Source organism: Glycocaulis sp., assembly GCF_051859565.1.
Taxonomy (GTDB): Bacteria; Pseudomonadota; Alphaproteobacteria; order Caulobacterales; family Maricaulaceae; genus Glycocaulis.
Map to the genome: position 1 here is coordinate 48758 of NZ_JBHYFK010000004.1, position 18213 is coordinate 66970.

20 protein-coding genes and 1 tRNA gene are annotated in these 18213 nt (G+C 62.6%); 4 read left to right on the forward strand and 17 right to left on the reverse strand.

Going from position 1 to position 18213, the window contains the following annotated elements:
* Window positions 1-11 precede the first annotated feature (11 nt).
* Window positions 12-1262 (forward strand): class I SAM-dependent methyltransferase, encoded by a 1251-nt coding sequence (locus ACTIGC_RS06830; protein WP_439633699.1) that lies wholly within the window; start codon window positions 12-14, stop codon window positions 1260-1262.
* Here ACTIGC_RS06830 and ACTIGC_RS06835 read toward each other — a convergent pair.
* From ACTIGC_RS06835 to ACTIGC_RS06850, 4 genes are read right to left on the reverse strand one after another with little or no spacing between them, the layout of a single operon-like run.
* A complete protein-coding gene (locus ACTIGC_RS06835) occupies window positions 1259-2050 on the reverse strand; it encodes an SDR family NAD(P)-dependent oxidoreductase (RefSeq protein ID WP_439633700.1) in 792 nt (263 codons plus the stop codon). The two genes, ACTIGC_RS06830 and ACTIGC_RS06835, sit on opposite strands and share 4 nt — an antisense overlap.
* On the reverse strand, window positions 2047-3597 hold the full coding sequence (locus tag ACTIGC_RS06840) for a cryptochrome/photolyase family protein (RefSeq protein WP_439633701.1): 1551 nt from the start codon (window positions 3595-3597) through the stop codon (window positions 2047-2049). Before ACTIGC_RS06840 ends, ACTIGC_RS06835 begins: the two co-directional genes overlap by 4 nt.
* Entirely contained in the window at window positions 3597-4277 is a 681-nt protein-coding gene (locus ACTIGC_RS06845) for a DUF6134 family protein (RefSeq protein ID WP_439633702.1), read from the reverse strand. The genes ACTIGC_RS06840 and ACTIGC_RS06845 overlap by 1 nt, the downstream gene beginning before the upstream one ends.
* A gap of 44 nt (window positions 4278-4321) precedes the next feature.
* The gene (locus ACTIGC_RS06850; protein ID WP_439633703.1) at window positions 4322-4996 is read right to left on the reverse strand and encodes a cupin domain-containing protein; all 675 of its coding nucleotides are present in this window, start codon (window positions 4994-4996) and stop codon (window positions 4322-4324) included.
* A 92-nt stretch (window positions 4997-5088) separates the two neighbouring features.
* Between ACTIGC_RS06850 and ACTIGC_RS06855 the strand changes: the two genes are divergently transcribed.
* On the forward strand, window positions 5089-6102 hold the full coding sequence (locus ACTIGC_RS06855; protein ID WP_439633704.1) for a cysteine synthase A: 1014 nt from the start codon (window positions 5089-5091) through the stop codon (window positions 6100-6102).
* On the opposite strand, the gene ACTIGC_RS06860 is transcribed toward ACTIGC_RS06855, so the two are convergent.
* Entirely contained in the window at window positions 6099-6728 is a 630-nt protein-coding gene (locus ACTIGC_RS06860; protein WP_439633705.1) for a class I SAM-dependent methyltransferase, read from the reverse strand. The genes ACTIGC_RS06855 and ACTIGC_RS06860 overlap by 4 nt on opposite strands.
* Window positions 6729-7790, reverse strand: coding sequence for an amino acid ABC transporter substrate-binding protein (locus ACTIGC_RS06865; protein ID WP_439633706.1), 1062 nt, complete (start codon window positions 7788-7790; stop codon window positions 6729-6731).
* 63 nt (window positions 7791-7853) lie between these two features.
* Here ACTIGC_RS06865 and metC point away from each other — a divergent pair, with 63 nt between their 5' ends.
* The gene (gene metC / locus ACTIGC_RS06870) at window positions 7854-8996 is read left to right on the forward strand and encodes a cystathionine beta-lyase (protein ID WP_439633707.1); all 1143 of its coding nucleotides are present in this window, start codon (window positions 7854-7856) and stop codon (window positions 8994-8996) included.
* Window positions 8997-9009: 13 nt separating this feature from the next.
* On the opposite strand, the gene ACTIGC_RS06875 is transcribed toward metC, so the two are convergent.
* The 6 genes from ACTIGC_RS06875 to ACTIGC_RS06900 form a co-directional block, all read right to left on the reverse strand.
* Window positions 9010-9086 (reverse strand) — tRNA-Pro (locus tag ACTIGC_RS06875).
* Window positions 9087-9179: 93 nt separating this feature from the next.
* Window positions 9180-9626 carry a MerR family transcriptional regulator gene (locus ACTIGC_RS06880; RefSeq protein WP_439633708.1) on the reverse strand — a complete coding sequence of 149 codons (447 nt, stop codon included), beginning with the start codon at window positions 9624-9626 and terminating at the stop codon, window positions 9180-9182.
* A gap of 12 nt (window positions 9627-9638) precedes the next feature.
* Window positions 9639-9941 (reverse strand): integration host factor subunit alpha, encoded by a 303-nt coding sequence (locus ACTIGC_RS06885; protein ID WP_127566928.1) that lies wholly within the window; start codon window positions 9939-9941, stop codon window positions 9639-9641.
* A gap of 81 nt (window positions 9942-10022) precedes the next feature.
* Window positions 10023-10985 (reverse strand): beta-ketoacyl-ACP synthase III, encoded by a 963-nt coding sequence (locus ACTIGC_RS06890; protein ID WP_127566930.1) that lies wholly within the window; start codon window positions 10983-10985, stop codon window positions 10023-10025.
* Window positions 10982-12058, reverse strand: coding sequence for a phosphate acyltransferase PlsX (gene plsX / locus ACTIGC_RS06895; protein ID WP_439633709.1), 1077 nt, complete (start codon window positions 12056-12058; stop codon window positions 10982-10984). The genes ACTIGC_RS06890 and plsX overlap by 4 nt, the downstream gene beginning before the upstream one ends.
* Before the next feature lie 116 nt (window positions 12059-12174).
* A complete protein-coding gene (locus ACTIGC_RS06900; protein WP_439633710.1) occupies window positions 12175-12714 on the reverse strand; it encodes a ubiquinol-cytochrome C chaperone family protein in 540 nt (179 codons plus the stop codon).
* Between the two features lie 79 nt (window positions 12715-12793).
* On the opposite strand from ACTIGC_RS06900, the gene ACTIGC_RS06905 reads away from it, so the two are divergent.
* Complete coding sequence (locus tag ACTIGC_RS06905; RefSeq protein ID WP_439633711.1) at window positions 12794-13339, forward strand: outer membrane protein assembly factor BamE; 546 nt, start codon at window positions 12794-12796, stop codon at window positions 13337-13339.
* Between the two features lie 104 nt (window positions 13340-13443).
* Here ACTIGC_RS06905 and ACTIGC_RS06910 read toward each other — a convergent pair whose 3' ends face one another.
* The 5 genes from ACTIGC_RS06910 to ACTIGC_RS06930 all read right to left on the reverse strand — a co-directional run bounded on the left by ACTIGC_RS06910 (window position 13444) and on the right by ACTIGC_RS06930 (window position 18206).
* Window positions 13444-15615 carry a sodium-translocating pyrophosphatase gene (locus tag ACTIGC_RS06910; RefSeq protein WP_439633712.1) on the reverse strand — a complete coding sequence of 724 codons (2172 nt, stop codon included), beginning with the start codon at window positions 15613-15615 and terminating at the stop codon, window positions 13444-13446.
* A 177-nt stretch (window positions 15616-15792) separates the two neighbouring features.
* A complete protein-coding gene (locus ACTIGC_RS06915) occupies window positions 15793-16275 on the reverse strand; it encodes a hypothetical protein (protein ID WP_439633713.1) in 483 nt (160 codons plus the stop codon).
* Window positions 16276-16299: 24 nt separating this feature from the next.
* The gene (gene thiL, locus ACTIGC_RS06920) at window positions 16300-17283 is read right to left on the reverse strand and encodes a thiamine-phosphate kinase (RefSeq protein ID WP_439633714.1); all 984 of its coding nucleotides are present in this window, start codon (window positions 17281-17283) and stop codon (window positions 16300-16302) included.
* Complete coding sequence (nusB, locus tag ACTIGC_RS06925; protein WP_127566944.1) at window positions 17283-17768, reverse strand: transcription antitermination factor NusB; 486 nt, start codon at window positions 17766-17768, stop codon at window positions 17283-17285. Before nusB ends, thiL begins: the two co-directional genes overlap by 1 nt.
* Complete coding sequence (locus ACTIGC_RS06930) at window positions 17769-18206, reverse strand: 6,7-dimethyl-8-ribityllumazine synthase (protein ID WP_127566946.1); 438 nt, start codon at window positions 18204-18206, stop codon at window positions 17769-17771.
* Window positions 18207-18213 lie beyond the last annotated feature (7 nt).

Genomic DNA, 18213 nt, shown 5'->3' on the forward strand with positions numbered 1-18213 from the left:
GGTATCTCCGAATGACCGATGCAGCTCTTTCCAGTTTCGACGCGTCACGCCCGCTTCAGGCGTGCCGGGACACGATTGCCCGGCTGCAGGGCGTACCGCGCCTGTTCAAGGCGGGCCTTGCCCTGCTTTTGAAGTTTGGCACCGGATCGTTGACCGTCGTGCTTCCAGATGGCCGCAGCCTGCGCTTTCAGGGCAAAGCGCCGGGCGCTGATGCGGTAATGGAGGTACGGGACTACGCCATGGTCCGCCGCGTGTTTGCAGGCGGCGATGTCGGCTTTGCCGAATCCTACATGGCGGGCCAATGGACAACGCCAGACCTTGCAGCAGTGCTGGAAGTGTTCTCCGCAAACCTCGATAAAATAAACAATATCGAGAAAGGCGGCCCCCTCACCCGCATGGCGCACTGGATCTGGCACCGCCTGCGCGCCAACACCAAGGCGCAGGCCCGCAAGAATATCGAGGCGCACTACGATCTCGGCAATGCCTTCTATGAGCTGTGGCTAGACCCGTCCATGACCTATTCGGCCGCGCGCTTTACCGCGCCGGATCTGGGGCTGGAGGCCGCGCAGAAGGAGAAGTATGCCAACCTTGCCCGCCTGATCGGGCTGGAGCCCGGCATGCATGTGCTGGAAATCGGCTGCGGCTGGGGCGGGTTTGCCGAGTATGCCGCTGGTGAGATCGGCGCGCGTGTGACCTGCCTCACCCTCTCGCCCTCCCAGCGCGACTACGCCCTTGAACGCATGGAACGCGCGGGCCTGTCAGACAGGGTGGAGATCAAGCTGCAGGACTATCGCGACGAGACCGGCCGCTATGACGCCGTAGCGTCCATCGAGATGTTCGAGGCGGTCGGCGAAGAATATTGGCCGTCCTACTTTGCCAAGGTGCGCGAGTGCCTCCAGCCCGGCGGCAAGGCGGGGCTGCAGATCATCACCATCCGCGACGACCTGTTTGACAGCTACCGCAAGCGGACGGACTTCATTCAGCGCTATATCTTTCCCGGCGGCATCTTGCCAAGCGTGGAGCGCCTGAATGGCGAGTTCGCCAAGGCAGAGCTGAACTCCGTTACGGCTGAGATGTTCGGCGTGGACTATGCCGATACGCTCGCCCACTGGATGGAGCGTTTCCAGGCTGCGTGGCCGCAGATCGAGCCGATGGGCTTTGATCTGCGCTTCCGGCGCATGTGGGAGTTTTATCTCGCCTATTGCGAGGCGGGCTTCCGCACCGGCCGCATTGATGTCGGCCAGTTCGTGCTGGAGCGCTAATCCACCGGCTTGTCCCAGCCGGTCTGCTTCCTCACCAGCCCCAGAGACCAGCTGTATGGCAGCGCGTAGATGGCTTTCAGCGCCCACGTAAAGCGGCGCGGGAAGGTGATCTCGAAACGCTTGCTTTTCAGGCCCGATGCGATGCGCTTTGCCGCCGCCTCCGCACTGACCATGAAGGGTTTGGGGAAGGCGTTGGCGTCCTGTGCGGGCGTCTCCACAAAGCCCGGCGTGATGACCTGACATAGCACGCCATAGCGGTGCAGCTCGATGCGCAGGCATGCGGCCATATTTACCAGCGCAGCCTTGCTGGCCCCGTAGGCGGATGAGGTCGGCATGCCGCCGAAGGACGTCGCCGAAGATACTATGGCGATCTGCCCTGCCCGCCGTTCCGTCATGCGCGGGGTCAGCGCGCACAGGCACGCCGCCGTGCCCGACAGATTCACATCAAACGTTTTCTTGTAGTCCTCAAAAGACGGGTTTTCGGCGTTGATGGAGAGGTAGATTCCCGCGTTCAGGACGGCCAGCGCGATTGGTCCGTGCGCCGCTTCAATGGCCTTCACCGCGTCTTCCACGCCTTCAGCGTCGGTCAGGTCGACCGCGTGAGCGATGATGCGGCCCTTGCCGGAATGCTCTGCGGCGATCGTCTCCAGCTTGTCGGCGCTTCTGGAAGAGATAATGACCGTCCAGCCCTGGCTGGCCAGGCGCTTCGCCAGCGCCGCGCCAATGCCTGAACTGCCGCCCGTTACCCAGGCGATGCCGTCTGACGGTTTCATGGCGCGCGGTGTCATGAGGCTTTCCTTTGTGTGCGGGCGATGCCGATGGATTCGAAGAAACGGACGGCGTCGCCGCGTATCTCCTCGCGGCGGGCGTCGCTGAACCGGTTGAGGTTTGAGAGGATGGGTCCGAGGCGGCGATTGCCCTTCAGCCTTGCCTCATTCTCCATCATGAAATTCCAGTATAGATAATTGAACGGACAGGCTTTTTCGCCGGTTTTGGCTTTCACCTCATAGCGGCACTTGCCGCAGTGATCGCTCATCCGGTCGATATAGGCGCCGCTCGCCGCATAGGGCTTTGTGGCCATGACACCGCCATCGGCGTAAAGCGCCATGCCGTGCGTGTTGGGTGCTTCCACCCACTCATAGGCATCGGCATAGACGGCCAGATACCATTCATTGACGGCCTTGGGATCAATACCGGCCAGAAGCGCGAAATTGCCGGTGACCATCAGGCGTTGGATATGGTGGGCGTAGGCGTGCTTGCGCGTGGTGTTCACCACATCGGCGATGCAGGCCATATCCGTTTCGGCGGTCCAGTAAAACGCCGGCAAGGGCCGGTGCGCGTTCAGCGCGTTGCGCTCCAGATATTCCGGCATGAAGTGCCAGTAGATGCCGCGCACATATTCGCGCCAACCAATTATCTGCCGGATGAAGCCCTCAACAGCGTTCAGCGGTGCCTTGCCGTCCTGCCACGCGCCTTCCGCCTTGCGGCACACCTCCAGAGGGTCCAGCAGGCCGCAATTGAGGTAGAGCGACAAGACGGAATGGTAGAGGAAGGCCTCTCCATCCTTCAACGCATCCTGATAATCACCGAAATCCGGCAAGGCATTCTCGATGAACCAGCCCAGCTGTTCCAGCGCACCTTCGCGCGTCACCGCATAGCCAAAGGGCTCGATATCGCCAAATCCGTCCGGGAAACGCTCTTCGACGAAAGTCATGACTTCCCGGGTGATCGCGTCGGGCTCGATCCATGGGCGGCGGGGCAGTTTGGTGTCCGCCGGCAGAGCCTTGCGGTTCTCCGCATCATAGTTCCACTGCCCGCCTTCAGGCTGCTCTCCATCCATCAGCAGGCCGGTCTCCCGGCGCATCTCCCGGTAGAAATACTCCATGGTCAGGCGCTGCTTGCCGCTGGCCCAGCGAGCGAAGCGCTCATGCGAGCAGATGAAACGGTCGTCGGCGCGCATTTCGACCGGGACATCGAACCTGTCCGGCCATTCGCGCATGATCTCCATGAGCCGGTACTCACCGGGCTCGGTATGGACAATACGCTGCAGACCCTTCTCGTCGGCCAGTGCGCGCGCCACCTCGCCTTCAAGGCTATGGGAGTTGTTGGGGTCATCAAGGCGCACATAGCGGACGCTCAGCCCCTCCTCTTGAAGGCTCTGCGCGAAATGGCGCATGGCCGAGAACAGGAAGGTGATCTTCTTGCGATGATGCGGGACGTATGACGCCTCGTCATTGACCTCGGCCATCAGGATCAGATCGTCAGGCTGAACGCCCCGCAAGGCAGACAAATCGCGCGTCAGCTGATCGCCGAGGACAAGCCGCAAGGTGCGCATCAGGCGACCGGATTGGCCTGCCGGACATAGCGGATGCGCTGGCCGCGCGCCTCGAACTCGCACCCCGCCCAGAAACCGTTCTCGTCATACCACAGGTCGACGGTGAGCGTGCCTTCCAGGCGGATGCGGCGGGCCTGAATGGTGCCGCCATCAGCTTCGATCTCTTCCATCCCCATATCAGTGATGGAGACCTCCATCGCGTCGCCATGTTCGGTGTTGAGAATCCGGCGCAAATCTTCCTCGTAGCCGCGCCAGTGCGAGGACGGGATGATGTCGCCCGGGAGTTCAGCGGTGTGCTGCTCCCCCTCCGGCAGGACACCCTCGCTCACAATGCCTGCGCCATTGCGCACGGCCTCGACAGGGAAGCGGCTGCCGTCTTTCAGCGTCTCGCCTTCCAGCGCTACCAGCTGCCCGTCGCGCCAGCGCTCTACCGAGTCGTGCTCATAGCGGAACACCGTCACCGGCCCGAAGCCCGCACGCAGCCGAACCGACACTTCTGCGATCAGCTCGTCGCCGTTGCGTTGAAAGCGGACCTCGTGCGTGCCGAAACTGGAATTGCCGCGATAGACATTGAACTGGATCGTCTCGCCGCCAGCCGGATCAGCGGGAATGGCCGCATAGGCAGCCGGCAACGAGAACGACAAGGCGATGGTCGAAACAAGGATCGCAAGCGGTTTCATCAGGCGGGCTCCCGGTTGTTGGGCAAACTTGGACAATACGGCAATCAGTTCCGGCGGCGCAGGGAGCGGTTCAGCCTGTTCAGCCAGCCATAAAGCGGGTTGGCCGGTTTCCACTCACCCAAGCTTACCGTCAGGCAGATGCAGGGCGTGGCCCCATGCACCTCCGGCCGGTGGCGCAAGCCCGGCGTAGCGCGGCACAGATCACCTGCCCGGTACAACGCGTGGCCATCATGAAAGGCTCCCGTCAGCACCAAAGTCAGCTCCTCACCTCCATGGTCGTGATGGGGAATGCCGCCACCGGGCATCAGCCGCACAAGATTGGCTTCCACATTCGCGTCGCTGGCATCGGCAAGATGAATTTCCTGAACGCCGCCAAGTTGCCGCGACCAGTCCAGCTCACCACCCGGCATCTCCAGAAATGGCGTCAGAGCGCGCGGCAGGCCGGTTTCCGTATCTATCGCTGAGGGCTGTTCAGATGATGTGATTGGGGTTCCTGCATGCTCCAGCACATGATCGAGGGCATTTTCGGACATGGCGGCGGGCGGCAACTGGCTGAGCAGGCAGCCAAATCCCGCTTCAGCGACACTCACGCGTATCGCCGCTTGCGGGTTCAGCGCCGCCTGACATTCCGCCAGAAGGCGGATGGCGGCAGGGCCTGTACCAGCGGCATAATCGAACAGATGCGCGTCTTCTCTGGCAGGCACGAGGCAAAGCTCCATCTGGTGTTTCGGAAATCTATACGCGGTGGCCCCTTGACCGGATCAGCCAGACCGCTAGCCAGAACATGAAAAGCCGCTGAAGGATGTTGGCCATGACGCAATATCGCCCTGCCCGCTCTGTGATCGACCTGATCGGCAACACGCCGCTGGTCCGCCTGAACGCTGCCAGTGAAGCGACGGGCTGCGAAATCCTTGGCAAGGCCGAGTTTCTCAATCCTGGCGGCTCGGTAAAGGACCGCGCGGCGCTCGGTATTGTGCGCGCAGCCGAAAAAAGCGGCGCGCTGAAACCCGGCGGCACGATTGTCGAAGGCACGGCCGGCAATACCGGCATCGGGCTTGCCATGGTGGCTTCGGCGCTGGGATACCGCACGGTGATCGTGTTTCCGCGTACCCAGTCGAAGGAAAAGCGCGACGCGATCCTGCTGGCGGGCGCCGAGCTGATCGAGGTGGATGCCGTCCCTTACGCCAATCCCAATCATTATGCGCGCTATTCCGGTACGCTGGCCGAAGAGTTGAACGCCAGCGAGCCCAACGGTGCCATCTGGGCCAACCAGTTCGACAATGTAGCTAACCGGCAAGCGCATTTCGACACAACAGGCCCCGAAATCTGGGAGCAGACCGGCGGCAAGGTCGACGGCTTTGTCGCTGCGGTGGGTTCCGGCGGCACGCTGGCCGGCGTCGGCATGTATCTCAAATCAAAGAGTGACAAGGTGCAGATCGCGCTGGCAGACCCCGGCGGCGCGGCGCTTTACGGCTATTACGCGCATGGAGAGCTGAAAGCCGAAGGCAATTCCATCACCGAAGGCATCGGCCAGAGCCGCATCACCGCCAATCTGGAAGGCGCGCCGGTCGATCATGCCTTCCGCATCCCGGACGAGGAAGCGCTGGAAATCCTCTACGCGCTGATCCAGCACGAGGGGCTATGCCTTGGCGGCTCTGCCGGAATCAATATCGCCGGTGCTATCCGCCTCGCCCGCAAGCTGGGGCCGGGCCACACCATCGTGACAATTCTGTGCGATCACGGCGCGCGCTATCAGTCCAAGCTCTACAACCCGGAATTTCTGAAAGAAAAAGGCCTGCCAGTGCCGCCCTGGGTGAAGAATTAGTCCGCCTTGGTAGCAAACCAGATAGTCGCCCCGCCGCAGCTCTGGTCATTCGCCACGCACTCGATACCGGCAAAGCCGTTGCTCTCCAGCAGGTCTTGATACTCCTCCGGGGCAAGGCTGGCATGATATAGCGGCTCGCCGCGCCATTCTCCTATCGAGACATCGCGAGCCGATCCGCTGGTAAACTTTAGCGGCGCACCTGGCGCGAGGTGCCGGGCGAACACCGGAAACATCGCCGCCTGATCGTCCGGGGGCAGATGAAACAGGCTGTGCCATGCCAAGATCGCATCGAAACGGCGGCCAAGGGCAAGCTGGCGCATGTCGGCCACGATCCACTCATGATCCGCAAAGCGCTCGATACAAAGCGCAATAAGCGCCGCCGACGCGTCTACGCCGGTCACCCGCAGTCCGCCAGCCACGAGGTCGCGCGCCACCGGCTCGCCGGAGCCGCACCCCAGATCAAGCACCTCTCCGCCGGGGCGGACGGCACTCACGAACCGGGCGATCCAGCCGGCTTCGCCCGGCGGGCGGGCGTGCCGCCGGTCCTGGTCCCAGCCCGGCGCGTGGCGCTCATAAAGCCCGATTACGCTTCTCGCAGCTTTCGAGGCGTCACCCAATATCACCACCTACCGGAACGGCGGGGCATACATCAGCCCGCCCTGATTCCACTGTGCGTTAAGGCCCCGGCGCAAATTCAGGCCGGACGCCGTGCCGAGATGACGCTCGAACAATTCGCCATAATTGCCGCCTGCCTCAATCGCGCGCAAAGCGAACTCCGCATCGAGGAACAGGCCCTCGGCGAGCGGACCTTCAGCGCCCAGAAGACGGCGTATTTCAGCATTGCTGCCATTATCGGCCATTTCGGCCGCATTGGCAGCCGTCACGCCATACTCCTCCGCCGCGATGAGGGCATGGAGCACCCAGCGAACGGCATCCGCGAACTTCTGGTCGCGTGAGGCGACGACGGCGCTCAGAGGCTCCTTGGAGATCACATCGGGCAGGATCAGGTGGGCGTCGGGTTCAGACAGCGTCATGCGCATGCCGGCAAGGCCGGACAGGTCATTACTGAGCGCATCGCACTGGCCGCGCCCATAGGCGGTTATCCCGGCGCGGACCGTCGCCACTTCCACCAGCTGGAAGGTCAGCTCATGGGTCTGCGCGTAATCAACGAGGTTCAGCGCCGTGGTGGTGTTGCGCAAAACGCAGATGCGCGCGCCGTCCAGCTCCCGCGCACTGGTGACACCAAGATCGCGCGGCACCAGAAAGCCCTGCCCGTCATAATAATAGACGCCTGCGAACGAGAAATTCTCCTGCGCATCGCGGCTCAGCGTCCAGGTCGTATTGCGCAGTAGGATATCGACATCCCCCGCCGACAGCGCGTCCAGCCTCTCCTGTGTGGTCAGCGGCACAAGCTGCATACGCTCCGGGCTGCCGAGGAAGGCGGCCGCATAGGCGCGGCACAGGTCGACCTCGAAACCGTTCCAGTTGCCCTCTTCATCCTGCCGGGCAAAACCCTGAAGCCCGGTATCGACCCCGCACCGCACGGTGCCGCGTTCACGCAGCTCGTACATCTGCGTGCCAAGCTCGGCGGTCTGGCTTTGCGATACGGTAAAGCCGAGCGCAAACGCGGTGGCAGCGCGCGCGAGGCGGCGCGGCATGAGAAAGTCGAAGAAAGCTGTTGGCGTCATGGTGCGGTCCGCCCTAAAGGCTGACAGACTATGGGTTTAGCGAAGAGGAGCGTCGGCGTCGATATGAAACGCGATACGCGCATCATCCATTCCGGGCGCAGCGATGAGGGTGACGGTCTCGTCAATCCGGCAATCAAGCGCGCCTCCACGGTCCTGGCTCCTTCAACGTCAGAGCTCTATGAACCCACAGGCACGCGGCGGCATTATGGCCGTGGCGGCATCGCTCCCAACAGAGAACTTCGTGACGCGATTCGCGGCCTTTATGATGCGGACCACTGCGCGCTGGCCCCGTCCGGTCTGGCGTCTGTCGTGTTGGCCATACGCACAGCTCTCAAAGGTCCGGGAGAGGCCCTGATAAGCGACGGTGCGTACGGGCCTGTGCGCCGGTTCTGCGACGAGGAGCTGCCCCGGCTGGGCGTGAAGCCGGTCTATTATGGTCCGCGCATCGGTGCAGGGATCGCGTCGCTCATTAGCGCAAATACCGTCCTTATCGCACTGGAATCACCGAGCTCCCTCACATTCGAGCTTCAGGACGTCCCAGCCATCACTCAAGCCGCGAAGGCAGCCGGTGTTCCCACGGTGATCGATGACACGTGGACGGCGGGCGTACTGATGAACCCGCTGGAATTGGGCATCGACTATGCCGCGCAAGCCCTGACCAAATATGTCGGCGGGCATTCCGATTTCCTGATGGGATCAGTTACGGCCAGAGGCGAGGCGGCGAAGACGCTTGCCGACCGCGAGAAGCTGTATGGCCTGCATGTCTCGCCCGATGATGCGTTTCTGGCACTGCGGGGGCTGCGCACCCTGCCCTTGCGGCTGGAACGCGCTGAATCTGCGTCGCTGGAGATTGCCCGGCGGCTGGAGGCGCACCCGAAGGTCAGCCGCGTCCTGCACCCCGCTTTGCCCTCACACCCGGATCACGCGCTGTTCGCACGGGATTTTTCCGGCGCAGCCGGATGCTTTTCCTTCGTGCTGAACGGGATCAGCGCGCGCGAGGGCGAAGCCATCGTCGACCGGCTCAAACTCTTCGGGATCGGGTTTTCCTGGGGCGGCTATGAAAGCCTCGCCCTGTCTTGCGACCGGCAGATAAAGCGCACCGCCGTACCGTGGAAGGCCGAAGGCGCGCTGCTGCGCCTGTCCATCGGACTGGAGGATATCGACGATCTCTGGGCCGATCTGGAGCAGGCGCTGGCGGGCATCTGACTAAATGGAAAAATGGTCGGAGCGGCGGGATTCGAACCCACGACCCCTTGTCCCCCAGACAAGTGCGCTACCGGGCTGCGCTACGCTCCGACTCTTCATCTTCCTTCGCAAGGGGTGTGGAGCGAAGGAGCGGTCTTATAGGCTGGTGGTTACGGCGTTGGCAACACGGCTTTCCAGCCTTGGCTAACCACGCGCAGCAAGCGCGGAATCGAGACGGGATTTAGCCCGTTCAACCTTCGCCAGAACGGCTTGCAGGGCCGGGAGCGATCCGGCGCCCGCTGAAGCACTGCTTCCTGCCGCCGCCGCTGGCATTGCTGTGCTTTCGCCAGCGCTGTCTGGCAACGGAACAGCAACTTCACCGCCCTCACCCAGAGCCGCAACCGCGGCCACGCCATTATCGCGCAGATATTTCTGCACGCCCTTGATCGTGTAGCCTTCGGCATAAAGCAGACGCCGCAGACCCTTGAGCAGGGTCACGTCCTGCGGCCGGTAGAGCCTGCGCCCGCCCTTGTGCTTGACGGGTTTCAACTGGGCGAACTTGGTCTCCCAGAAGCGCAATACGTGCGTGGGAAGGTCCACCTCGGCGGCGGCCTCCGAAATGGTCCGGTATGCATCAGCGGACTTGGTCATGCGGGCGCTGTCCTATTTCGACAGGGCAGTATCAATGCGTTCTTTCAGAACCTGTGAAGGCTTGAAAACAAGCACCCGGCGCGGGTCGATCGGCACTTCCTCGCCGGTCTTCGGATTGCGGCCGACCCGGCCATTCTTGTCGCGCAGCTGAAATGAGCCGAAGGAGGACAGCTTCACCGTCTCCCCCTTCACCAGCGTGTCGGAAATCATGTCGAGCACGGCCTCTACCAGCTGCGCCGATTCCTGGCGCGAGACGCCAATATCCCGGTGGATGGCATCAGCCAGATCCGCGCGGGTAAGTGTCTTGCCCGTCATTGCAAACTCCCCGGATTGAATTCGATAACAAACGTTATGCCCTAGCGGGCGCGGCGGTCAATGTTAACCATACGTTTACGGTCAATATCGCGCTAATGCCGCACCCCATGTAAACCCGCCGCCCAGTGCTTCCATCAGCACCAGGTCGCCGCGCTTGATCCGCCCGTCCTTTACCGCCGTGTCAAACGCCAGCGGTATCGAGGCTGCGGACGTGTTGCCATGCCGGCCGACGGTGGAGATGACTTTCTCCACCGGAATGGACAGGCGCTTCGCCACACCTTCCAGAATGCGCTGATTGGCCTGGTGAGGCACAAACCAGTCAATCTCGCTGATCGGAATGCCGGCCAGTTCTGACAGCTCCTCCATCGAACCGGCAATCTTGCCGACCGCGTGACGGAAAACCTGATTGCCCTGCATCCGCAGATGGCCAACGGTTTTGGTGCGGGACGGCCCGCCATCCACGTACAGCAGATCACAATACTGCCCGTCAGAGCGCAGATGGGTTTTTATCAGCCCTTCGCCCTCGCTGGCCGACGACAGCACCATCGCCCCTGCCCCGTCGCCGAAGAGCACGCATGTCGTCCGGTCGGTCCAGTCGAGGATGCGCGAGAAGGTTTCGGCGCCGATGACCAGCGCGTTCTTCGCCTGCCCGGCCTTGATGAAATTATCCGCCGTTGCCAGCGCATAGAGGAAGCCTGAACATACTGCCTGAATGTCAAAGGCAGCGCCCTGGCGGATACCCAGTTTTTCCTGGACCATGGTGGCCGTCGCAGGGAATGTCAGGTCCGGCGTGGCGGTTGCCAGCACGATCAGATCGATCTCGCCCGCATCCATCCCGGCATGAGCCAGGGCCGCGCGCGAAGCGTGGGTGGCGAGATCGGAGGTGAACTCGTCATCTGCCGCGATATGGCGCTGACTGATGCCGGTGCGTTCGCGGATCCATTCGTCACTTGTCTCGACAAAGCGCGCCATGTCCGCGTTCAACATGACGTGTTCTGGCAGGTAGGTGCCGATTCCGGCGATACGGGATCTGATTGCGGTCACGCGCTCTCCTGCTGCCCTTCGGGCGCTTGTTCCGTTGCGAGACGCGCCTCTGCCGCCTCCAGCAATGCCAGGTTCTTCTCGATTTCATTCAAGAAGGCACTGTCGGCCATTTCCAGTGCGATACGCAGCGCAGTGGCAAATCCGGCAGCGTTCGTGCCGCCATGGCTTTTGACCACCACACCATTAAGCCCAAGAAACACGCCGCCATTAACGTTATTCGGGTCCATTCTCGCCCGCAGCTGGTCAAGCGCGCCGAGCTGCAGGAGGCTGGCAGCGATTTTGGCGATGAAGGAGCTGGTCAGCGCCTCGCGCATCCAGCCGGCGACCAGGCGGGCCGTGCCTTCAGCGGTTTTCAGGGCGACATTGCCGGTAAATCCGTCCGTCACCACGACATCGGTTGTGCCAAGCGAGATGTCGTCGCCCTCGACATAGCCACGATAGTTCATGTCCAGGCCGGCGGCGCGGATCAGGGCGTCGGCATCGCGCACGACATCATTACCCTTCAGCTCTTCCTGCCCGACATTGAGCAGGCCTACGCTGGGACGGGCTTCACGGTGCACGGCGCGGTGGAAGGCCTCGCCCATGATCGCAAACTCCACCAGCTGGGCGGGCGTACACTCCACATTCGCGCCAACATCCAGAACGGTAGAGAAGCCTTTCGGCACGGGCCAGCTTGCCGCAATCGCCGGACGGTGCACGCCCGCCTTCATGCGCAGGCACACCTTCGAGATTGCCATCAGTGCGCCGGTATTGCCGGCCGAAACCGCCACTTGCGCTTCGCCGTCGCGGACAGACTGTACCGCATTCCACATCGAGGAGCCCCGCGAGCGCCGAACCGCCTCTGACGGCTTGGCCGACATATCCACCTGGCTGTCGGAGTGGCGTATCTCGCTTACCGCAGCCACGGCAGGGTGCGCGTCGATCAGCGGCCGCAACTGAGATTCGTCGCCGTGGAACAGCAGGCGCACTTTCCTGCGCCGTCCTTTCAGGAAGACTGCCGCGCCGTCAACGACGATGCCCGGCGCATGATCGCCGCCCATGGCATCGAGGGAAAGTACCAGCTCTGAATTCATAAAGGGATCCGGAAACGTAAATCCTGTCCCGCCCCGAGTCCAAAATCGGTCCCACCCGGGGCGAAGGCCCGCAACTTACCGATTGACCGCTCCGATGCAACATCGCCGCTCGGCTATCAGGCCACTGCCAGCGCTCCCAGACGCCCTTCAAGCAGCTGATCGGCCGGCATGGACCTGATCTGCTGGTCTGCCGCAATCGCATGCCGGGACAACGCTTCGGCCGCGCCCTCATGCTCTGGCGCGTCGTCGAACAGATTGCGCCACAGCACGGCTTTCAACTGTCCGGCGTCTCCGGCCTTGAGCGCGCCATCATAGGCCGCTGCCCGCCCATAGAACGCTTCTGCCATGGTCTTGATCTTCTTGCCGACGCTCATGTCGCCAATACCCATCTCCCGAAGCGCCGCATCCATATCGTCGAACAGCCGCCCGAAAAGTGCTTGGGCCAGCTTTTGCCCGCCCTCGCCCTCTTCGCGCAGCCGGCGCATCACCAGGGCTGCGTGCAGCACGATCATGTCAAATCGCCCGTCGACCGTGTCTGGCACGCCCAGCTCCGCGTAGAGGCGCGGGGCGCGGGCTTCGGCCAGAATGGCCTCGTACAGCTGGCTGGCGCGGGCCTTTACAGGATCGGCACGGAACAGATTCAGCGGAAATCGCATTTGGCACTCCCTGACGGCGGGACTAGACGCTAGGATGCGCGACAGGTAGGTCAAAAGGCTGACGCGCGCCAGTAGGCGCGTGGACGCACCTGCAGGTGAGGCGATGGAGGCCAGAACGCACATGAACCGCAAATCCATGCGAATGCTGACTGTGGCAGGCGTGGCGCTAGGCGCAATGGTCCTTACAGCCTGCAACCCCACCCTGCGCACGCACGGTTATCGCTATACCGATGGCGAAGTGCCGGAGATCCAGGTGGGCGAAGATACGGAAGCGACGCTTCTGGCAACGCTCGGCAGCCCGTCGGTGCGCGGCACGTTTGAAGAAAACACCTGGTACTACATAACCGATACACGCGAATATCTCGCCTATCTGCGCCCGAATACGCTCGCACGCCGGGTGATCGCCGTGCGCTTTGATGATGACGGTACGGTCGTCGAGGTGAACGAATACGACGCTTCTGACTCCCGCCAGGTAAACTATGTCGCGCGCACCACACCGACACGGGGCCGCGAACTGACACTGCTGGAGCAGGTACTGGGCAATGTCGGCCGCCTGCCGACCGACCAGATTTCCGGTCAGGACAACCTCCCCGGCGGCGCCGGCGGTCCGCGCCGGAACGACTAGCGGCCCCGCCCTGGCCTACGAAAAATATCTTCACGATCCTCTCGCACACAAAAAAGCCCCGGCATCGCTGCCGGGGCTTTTCCTTGTGCCCGTGAGGCCTGGCGTCAGGCCGCGCCTGCCAGAACAGCCAGCAGGAGCAAGGCCACGATATTGGTGATCTTGATCATCGGGTTCACGGCAGGCCCTGCCGTGTCCTTGTAGGGATCACCCACCGTATCGCCGGTCACGGCAGCCTTGTGAGCCTCAGAGCCCTTGCCGCCATGATTGCCGTCCTCGATGTACTTTTTGGCGTTGTCCCAGGCACCACCGCCCGAAGTCATCGAGATGGCCACAAACAGGCCGGTCACGATCACACCGAGAAGCATCGCACCCACAGCGGCCAGCGCATGAGCCTTGCCGGCTTCATTGAAGCCAAGCTCCGCCCCGCCAACGAACCAGATCACAAAGAACAGCACGATCGGCGAGAGCACCGGAAGCAGTGACGGCACGATCATCTCGCGGATCGCAGCTTTGGTAAGCATGTCGACCGCACGGCCGTAATCCGGCTTGGTCTCGAACGTCATGATGCCCGGGTTTTCGCGGAACTGGCGGCGCACCTCATGCACCACAGCTTCGGCTGCCCGGCCCACGGCCATCATCGACATACCGCCGAACAGGAAGGGCAGCAGACCGCCGAAGAACAGGCCCACGACCACGTAGGGGTTTGACAACGCGAAATCGACAGCCACACCGGCGAAGAACGGATACTCGGCGGGATTGGCAGCAAAGTAGCTCAGATCTTCGGTGAAAGCGGCAAACAGCACCAGCGCGCCAAGGCCCGCCGAACCGATGGCATAGCCCTTGGTGACGGCTTTGGTCGTGTTGCCGACTGCGTCGAGCGTATCGGTGGTTTCACGTACAGATGCGTCGAGATCGGCCATTTCCGCGATACCGCCCGCATTGTCGGTCACCGGACCGAACGCATCGAGCGCGACCACCATGCCGGCCAGAGCCAGCATCGTCGTCACCGCAATGGCGATACCGAACAAGCCCGCAAGATTGAAGGTGACCAGAATGCCGACAATGATCGTCAGCGCGGGCAGAGCGGTGGATTCCAGCGAAACCGCCAGACCCTGGATCACGTTCGTGCCGTGACCGGATTCAGAGGCCTTGGCCACCGACTTCACCGGGCGGAAGTCCACGCCGGTATAGTATTCGGTGATCCAGACGATCGCGCCGGTGACCAGAAGACCGGCAACGCCGCACAGGAACAGGTCGAGGCCATTGAAGCTCACACCGCCAGCAGTGGTGATCTCGGTATCAAAACCGATCATCGACCAGGTCACGACGCCCACACCGACAAGCGAAAGCACAGCCGAGGCAATGAAGCCCTTGTAGAGCGCACCCATCACATTGCGTGAGCCCTTGGAGAGGCGCACGAAATAGGTCGAGATGATGGAAGCGATGATGCACACGCCGCCAATGGCGAGCGGGTAGATCATCATCGTGTCGACGCCGATGCCGCCCGTCAGGCCGCGGAAGAAGATCGAGGCGAGCACCATGGTGGCGACAACGGTCACCGCATAGGTCTCGAACAGGTCAGCGGCCATGCCCGCACAGTCGCCGACATTGTCGCCGACATTGTCCGCGATGGTCGCGGCGTTGCGGGGATCATCCTCGGGGATGCCCGCTTCCACCTTGCCGACCATGTCGCCGCCGACATCCGCGCCCTTGGTGAAGATACCGCCACCAAGACGGGCGAAGATGGAGATGAGGGATGCACCAAAGCCCAGTGCGACGAGCGAGTCGATCACCGTGCGGCTGACCGGCTCAAAGCCCATCACCGTTGTCAGAAGGAAGTAGTAGACCACCACCGACAGCAGGGCGAGGCCAGCAACGAGCATGCCCGTCACCGCGCCAGACTTGAACGCCATGGAAAGCCCTGCAGCCAGGCCCGTCCGCGAAGCTTCGGTCGTGCGCACATTGGCACGCACCGAAACCAGCATGCCGATAAAACCGGCCACACCGGACAGGATCGCCCCGATCAGGAATCCGACAGCGACCTGCCAGCCCAGCAGGAAGAAGACGGCGACGAAAACCACCGCACCTACCATCGCAATGGTGGTGTACTGGCGCTTCAGATAGGCATTTGCGCCTTCCTGGATCGCCTTGGCGATTTCCTGCATGCGTTCATTGCCCGCGCTGGCGGACAGGATGGAGCGGACTGTTACCGCGCCATAGATCAGGGCCAGTATGCCGGCCCCGATGACCAGCCATAGCCACAGCTCAATGCTCATAATTGGTTTCCCCGTTTTACGTTCTTGTTTTTGAGGGGGAATGGCCGCGTGACCGGCAGGCGCAACGAATCGCGCTGCCTGCAGCCCCTCCCATTGACCGGCGGACTATGCCCAATGGGGTGGAGCGGCGCAATCAGTGTTAGGGTTCAAACCCTGATTGAGGCTGAAGGCCGGGGGTCAGCGATAGCGGCGCTGCAGGCGGATGCCGGATGCCAGCGGTTCAAGTTCGCTGACAACCCCTGCGCCCAGCCGGGCATCAATAGCGCGGTCCCAGCGCTCGTAGGTGTCGCCCGTTGAAAAGTCATCCCGCGACACAAGGGTGAAGGGGTGAGCGTGAGCCAGCGCAACGAGATCGTGCATCAGGAAGTGAAGCCGCTGGCGGATTTCGGGAATGCTCGCCTCATCGGCGAGGTGCAGCCTGACGTTCAGAAATGAATACCCTGCCAGGCGGCCGTTATCTACCAGCGGAACGGTGATGGCTGGCAGGTCGAAATGCGGTGTGTCAGGCGGCGCAAGCCGTTCACCAGCCTGCATAGCCAGATCGCGAAGATCGTTAGGCACCACCAGAGCGGGCGCCGCTGCTTGTTCAGGCGGTGGCGCAGCCATCGCCGGGGCATAGGCCGACACAGTCAGGACGAAGAGGGCAGCGAAGCGTTTCATGGCTTCATACTACCCGCGCACCCGTCAAAAATGCGTGAATCCACCGGCTCCATACTCGATGGACACACCGCCAGAAATGACCGTCACCGTGTCACCGGGGGCGAACGCACCAATAACTGTTGCCTGCAGACCCGCCTTGCGTAGCTCGGCGGTAAATGTGTCGACCCGCGCCTGCGGCACGGCGCACGCCAGCTCGTAATCATCGCCGAAGCTTGCCAGCGCCAGCCGCGCGGCCTGCGTGTCGTCCTGATTGTCCAGCCAGCGATGCGCCGCCTCCGATAGCGGCAACACATCAAGATCAATCTCCAGCGACAGCCCGCTTGCCGCAGCCAAATGGCGGCTGTCGGCGATCACGCCGTCGCTGACATCTATGGCCGCATGCACATGGGCATGCAGTGCATCTGCCAGCGCGAGGCGGGGCATCGGCAGCTGAAGGCGTTGCAGCAGGTACGCCCGGTCATCGGCCGATGGCTGGTACTCTTTGGTTTCGACCTTAAGGCCGAGGCAGGCATCACCAATCGTGCCCGTTACCACCAGATAATCCCCGGGCTTTGCGCCCGAACGGGTTATGGCCTTGCCAGCAGGCACCTCACCGAATGCTGTGACTGCAATGACCCAAGGACCATTCGCCGACGTGGTATCGCCGCCGATCAGGGTGATCGAGAATTCTTCCTGATCCATCGCCAGCCCGTCAGCAAATCCGCCCCGCAGCGCGTCAGGCGCGCCGGCTGGCCAGACGATATTGGTCATATACGCAACAGGCCGGGCGCCCATGGCAGCGAGATCAGACAGGTTCACCCGCAACGCCTTGCGGGCCACCAATGCCGGCTCGGTGCCTTCAGGGAAATGGCGCCCCTCCACCAGCGTGTCGGCAGTGATGACCAGTTCCCGCCCCGACCGCACCGAGAGCAGCGCAGCATCGTCTTTCAGCTCAAGTGCGCCCTTGAAGCCCGCGGCCAGTGGTGCAAGGCGGTCCTTTATATACCCGAACTCGCCGTTCTCACTCATCAGCTCTCCGGCGCGGCGTCAGCGGCGGGGCGGGCTGCCCGGGCGAACGCATCCAGCGACGCGTTGATGAAAGCCGGTTCCGGCCCCTCGAAAAAGGCATGCGCGATGTCGACATACTCGTTGATGACCACGCGGGTCGGGACGTCGGTCCGGCGCAGCAGCTCATACCCACCTGCCCGCAAGATCGCCCTTACAGTGGCGTCGAGGCGGGACAGCTTCCAGCCCTCTTTCAGGGTAGAGGCCGTCAGCTTGTCGACATCATCCTGCGCCCGCACAACGCCGGAGAGCAGGTCTTCAAAGAAGTCCTCATCGGCCTCGATGAACTCACCCGGTTCGCCATCATGGCCAAAGCGGTGGTCGCGGAACTGTTTGACGACGGCGCGCGCGCCCGTGCCCGACAGCTCCATCTGATACAGCGCCTGCACAGCGGAGAGACGCGCCGAACGGCGAAGGCGGGCACGCGTATCGGAAGGCGTTTCCGTCATCTAGCGGGACCCGAAACGCTGGGCATTGGCGATCATCGCAAGTGCCGCCTCGGCGGCGTCCTTGCCCTTGTTCTTTTCGCTGACATGCGCCCGCACGCGAGCCTGACGGATATTCTCGACGGTGAGGATGCCATAGCCCAGCGGAACACCCTTCAGGGACAGATCCATCAGCCCGCGCGCGGACTCGCCGCACACATAATCATAGTGGCTGGTTTCGCCGCGGATCACACACCCAAGCGCCACATAGCCGTCATAGGGCTGCTTGCCGGCCTCGGCCATGGCGATCACGCCGGGGATCTCGAACGCGCCGGGTACTTCGATGATCTCGAATTCAGCGCCCGCTTCGGTCAGCGCGGCCGTCGCGCCCTCCACCAGTTGTTCGGTGATATCCTCGTAGAACGGGGCCGCGATGATGAGAAGTTTCGGTCTAGCGGCCATCACGGCC

Coding starts and splice junctions, on each gene's coding strand:
- ACTIGC_RS06915 (WP_439633713.1), bottom strand. CDS start 16,275: ATGAAACGCTTCGCTGCCCTCTTCGTCCTGACTGTGTCGGCCTATGCC.
- ACTIGC_RS06850 (WP_439633703.1), bottom strand. CDS start 4,996: ATGGAGCTTTGCCTCGTGCCTGCCAGAGAAGACGCGCATCTGTTCGAT.
- ACTIGC_RS06900 (WP_439633710.1), bottom strand. CDS start 12,714: ATGCGATTTCCGCTGAATCTGTTCCGTGCCGATCCTGTAAAGGCCCGC.
- ACTIGC_RS06880 (WP_439633708.1), bottom strand. CDS start 9,626: ATGACCAAGTCCGCTGATGCATACCGGACCATTTCGGAGGCCGCCGCC.
- metC (WP_439633707.1), top strand. CDS start 7,854: ATGAAACGCGATACGCGCATCATCCATTCCGGGCGCAGCGATGAGGGT.
- ACTIGC_RS06845 (WP_439633702.1), bottom strand. CDS start 4,277: ATGAAACCGCTTGCGATCCTTGTTTCGACCATCGCCTTGTCGTTCTCG.
- ACTIGC_RS06865 (WP_439633706.1), bottom strand. CDS start 7,790: ATGACGCCAACAGCTTTCTTCGACTTTCTCATGCCGCGCCGCCTCGCG.
- ACTIGC_RS06840 (WP_439633701.1), bottom strand. CDS start 3,597: ATGCGCACCTTGCGGCTTGTCCTCGGCGATCAGCTGACGCGCGATTTG.
- plsX (WP_439633709.1), bottom strand. CDS start 12,058: ATGAATTCAGAGCTGGTACTTTCCCTCGATGCCATGGGCGGCGATCAT.
- ACTIGC_RS06910 (WP_439633712.1), bottom strand. CDS start 15,615: ATGAGCATTGAGCTGTGGCTATGGCTGGTCATCGGGGCCGGCATACTG.
- thiL (WP_439633714.1), bottom strand. CDS start 17,283: ATGAGTGAGAACGGCGAGTTCGGGTATATAAAGGACCGCCTTGCACCA.
- ACTIGC_RS06930 (WP_127566946.1), bottom strand. CDS start 18,206: ATGGCCGCTAGACCGAAACTTCTCATCATCGCGGCCCCGTTCTACGAG.
- nusB (WP_127566944.1), bottom strand. CDS start 17,768: ATGACGGAAACGCCTTCCGATACGCGTGCCCGCCTTCGCCGTTCGGCG.
- ACTIGC_RS06830 (WP_439633699.1), top strand. CDS start 12: ATGACCGATGCAGCTCTTTCCAGTTTCGACGCGTCACGCCCGCTTCAG.
- ACTIGC_RS06885 (WP_127566928.1), bottom strand. CDS start 9,941: ATGACGGGCAAGACACTTACCCGCGCGGATCTGGCTGATGCCATCCAC.
- ACTIGC_RS06835 (WP_439633700.1), bottom strand. CDS start 2,050: ATGACACCGCGCGCCATGAAACCGTCAGACGGCATCGCCTGGGTAACG.
- ACTIGC_RS06855 (WP_439633704.1), top strand. CDS start 5,089: ATGACGCAATATCGCCCTGCCCGCTCTGTGATCGACCTGATCGGCAAC.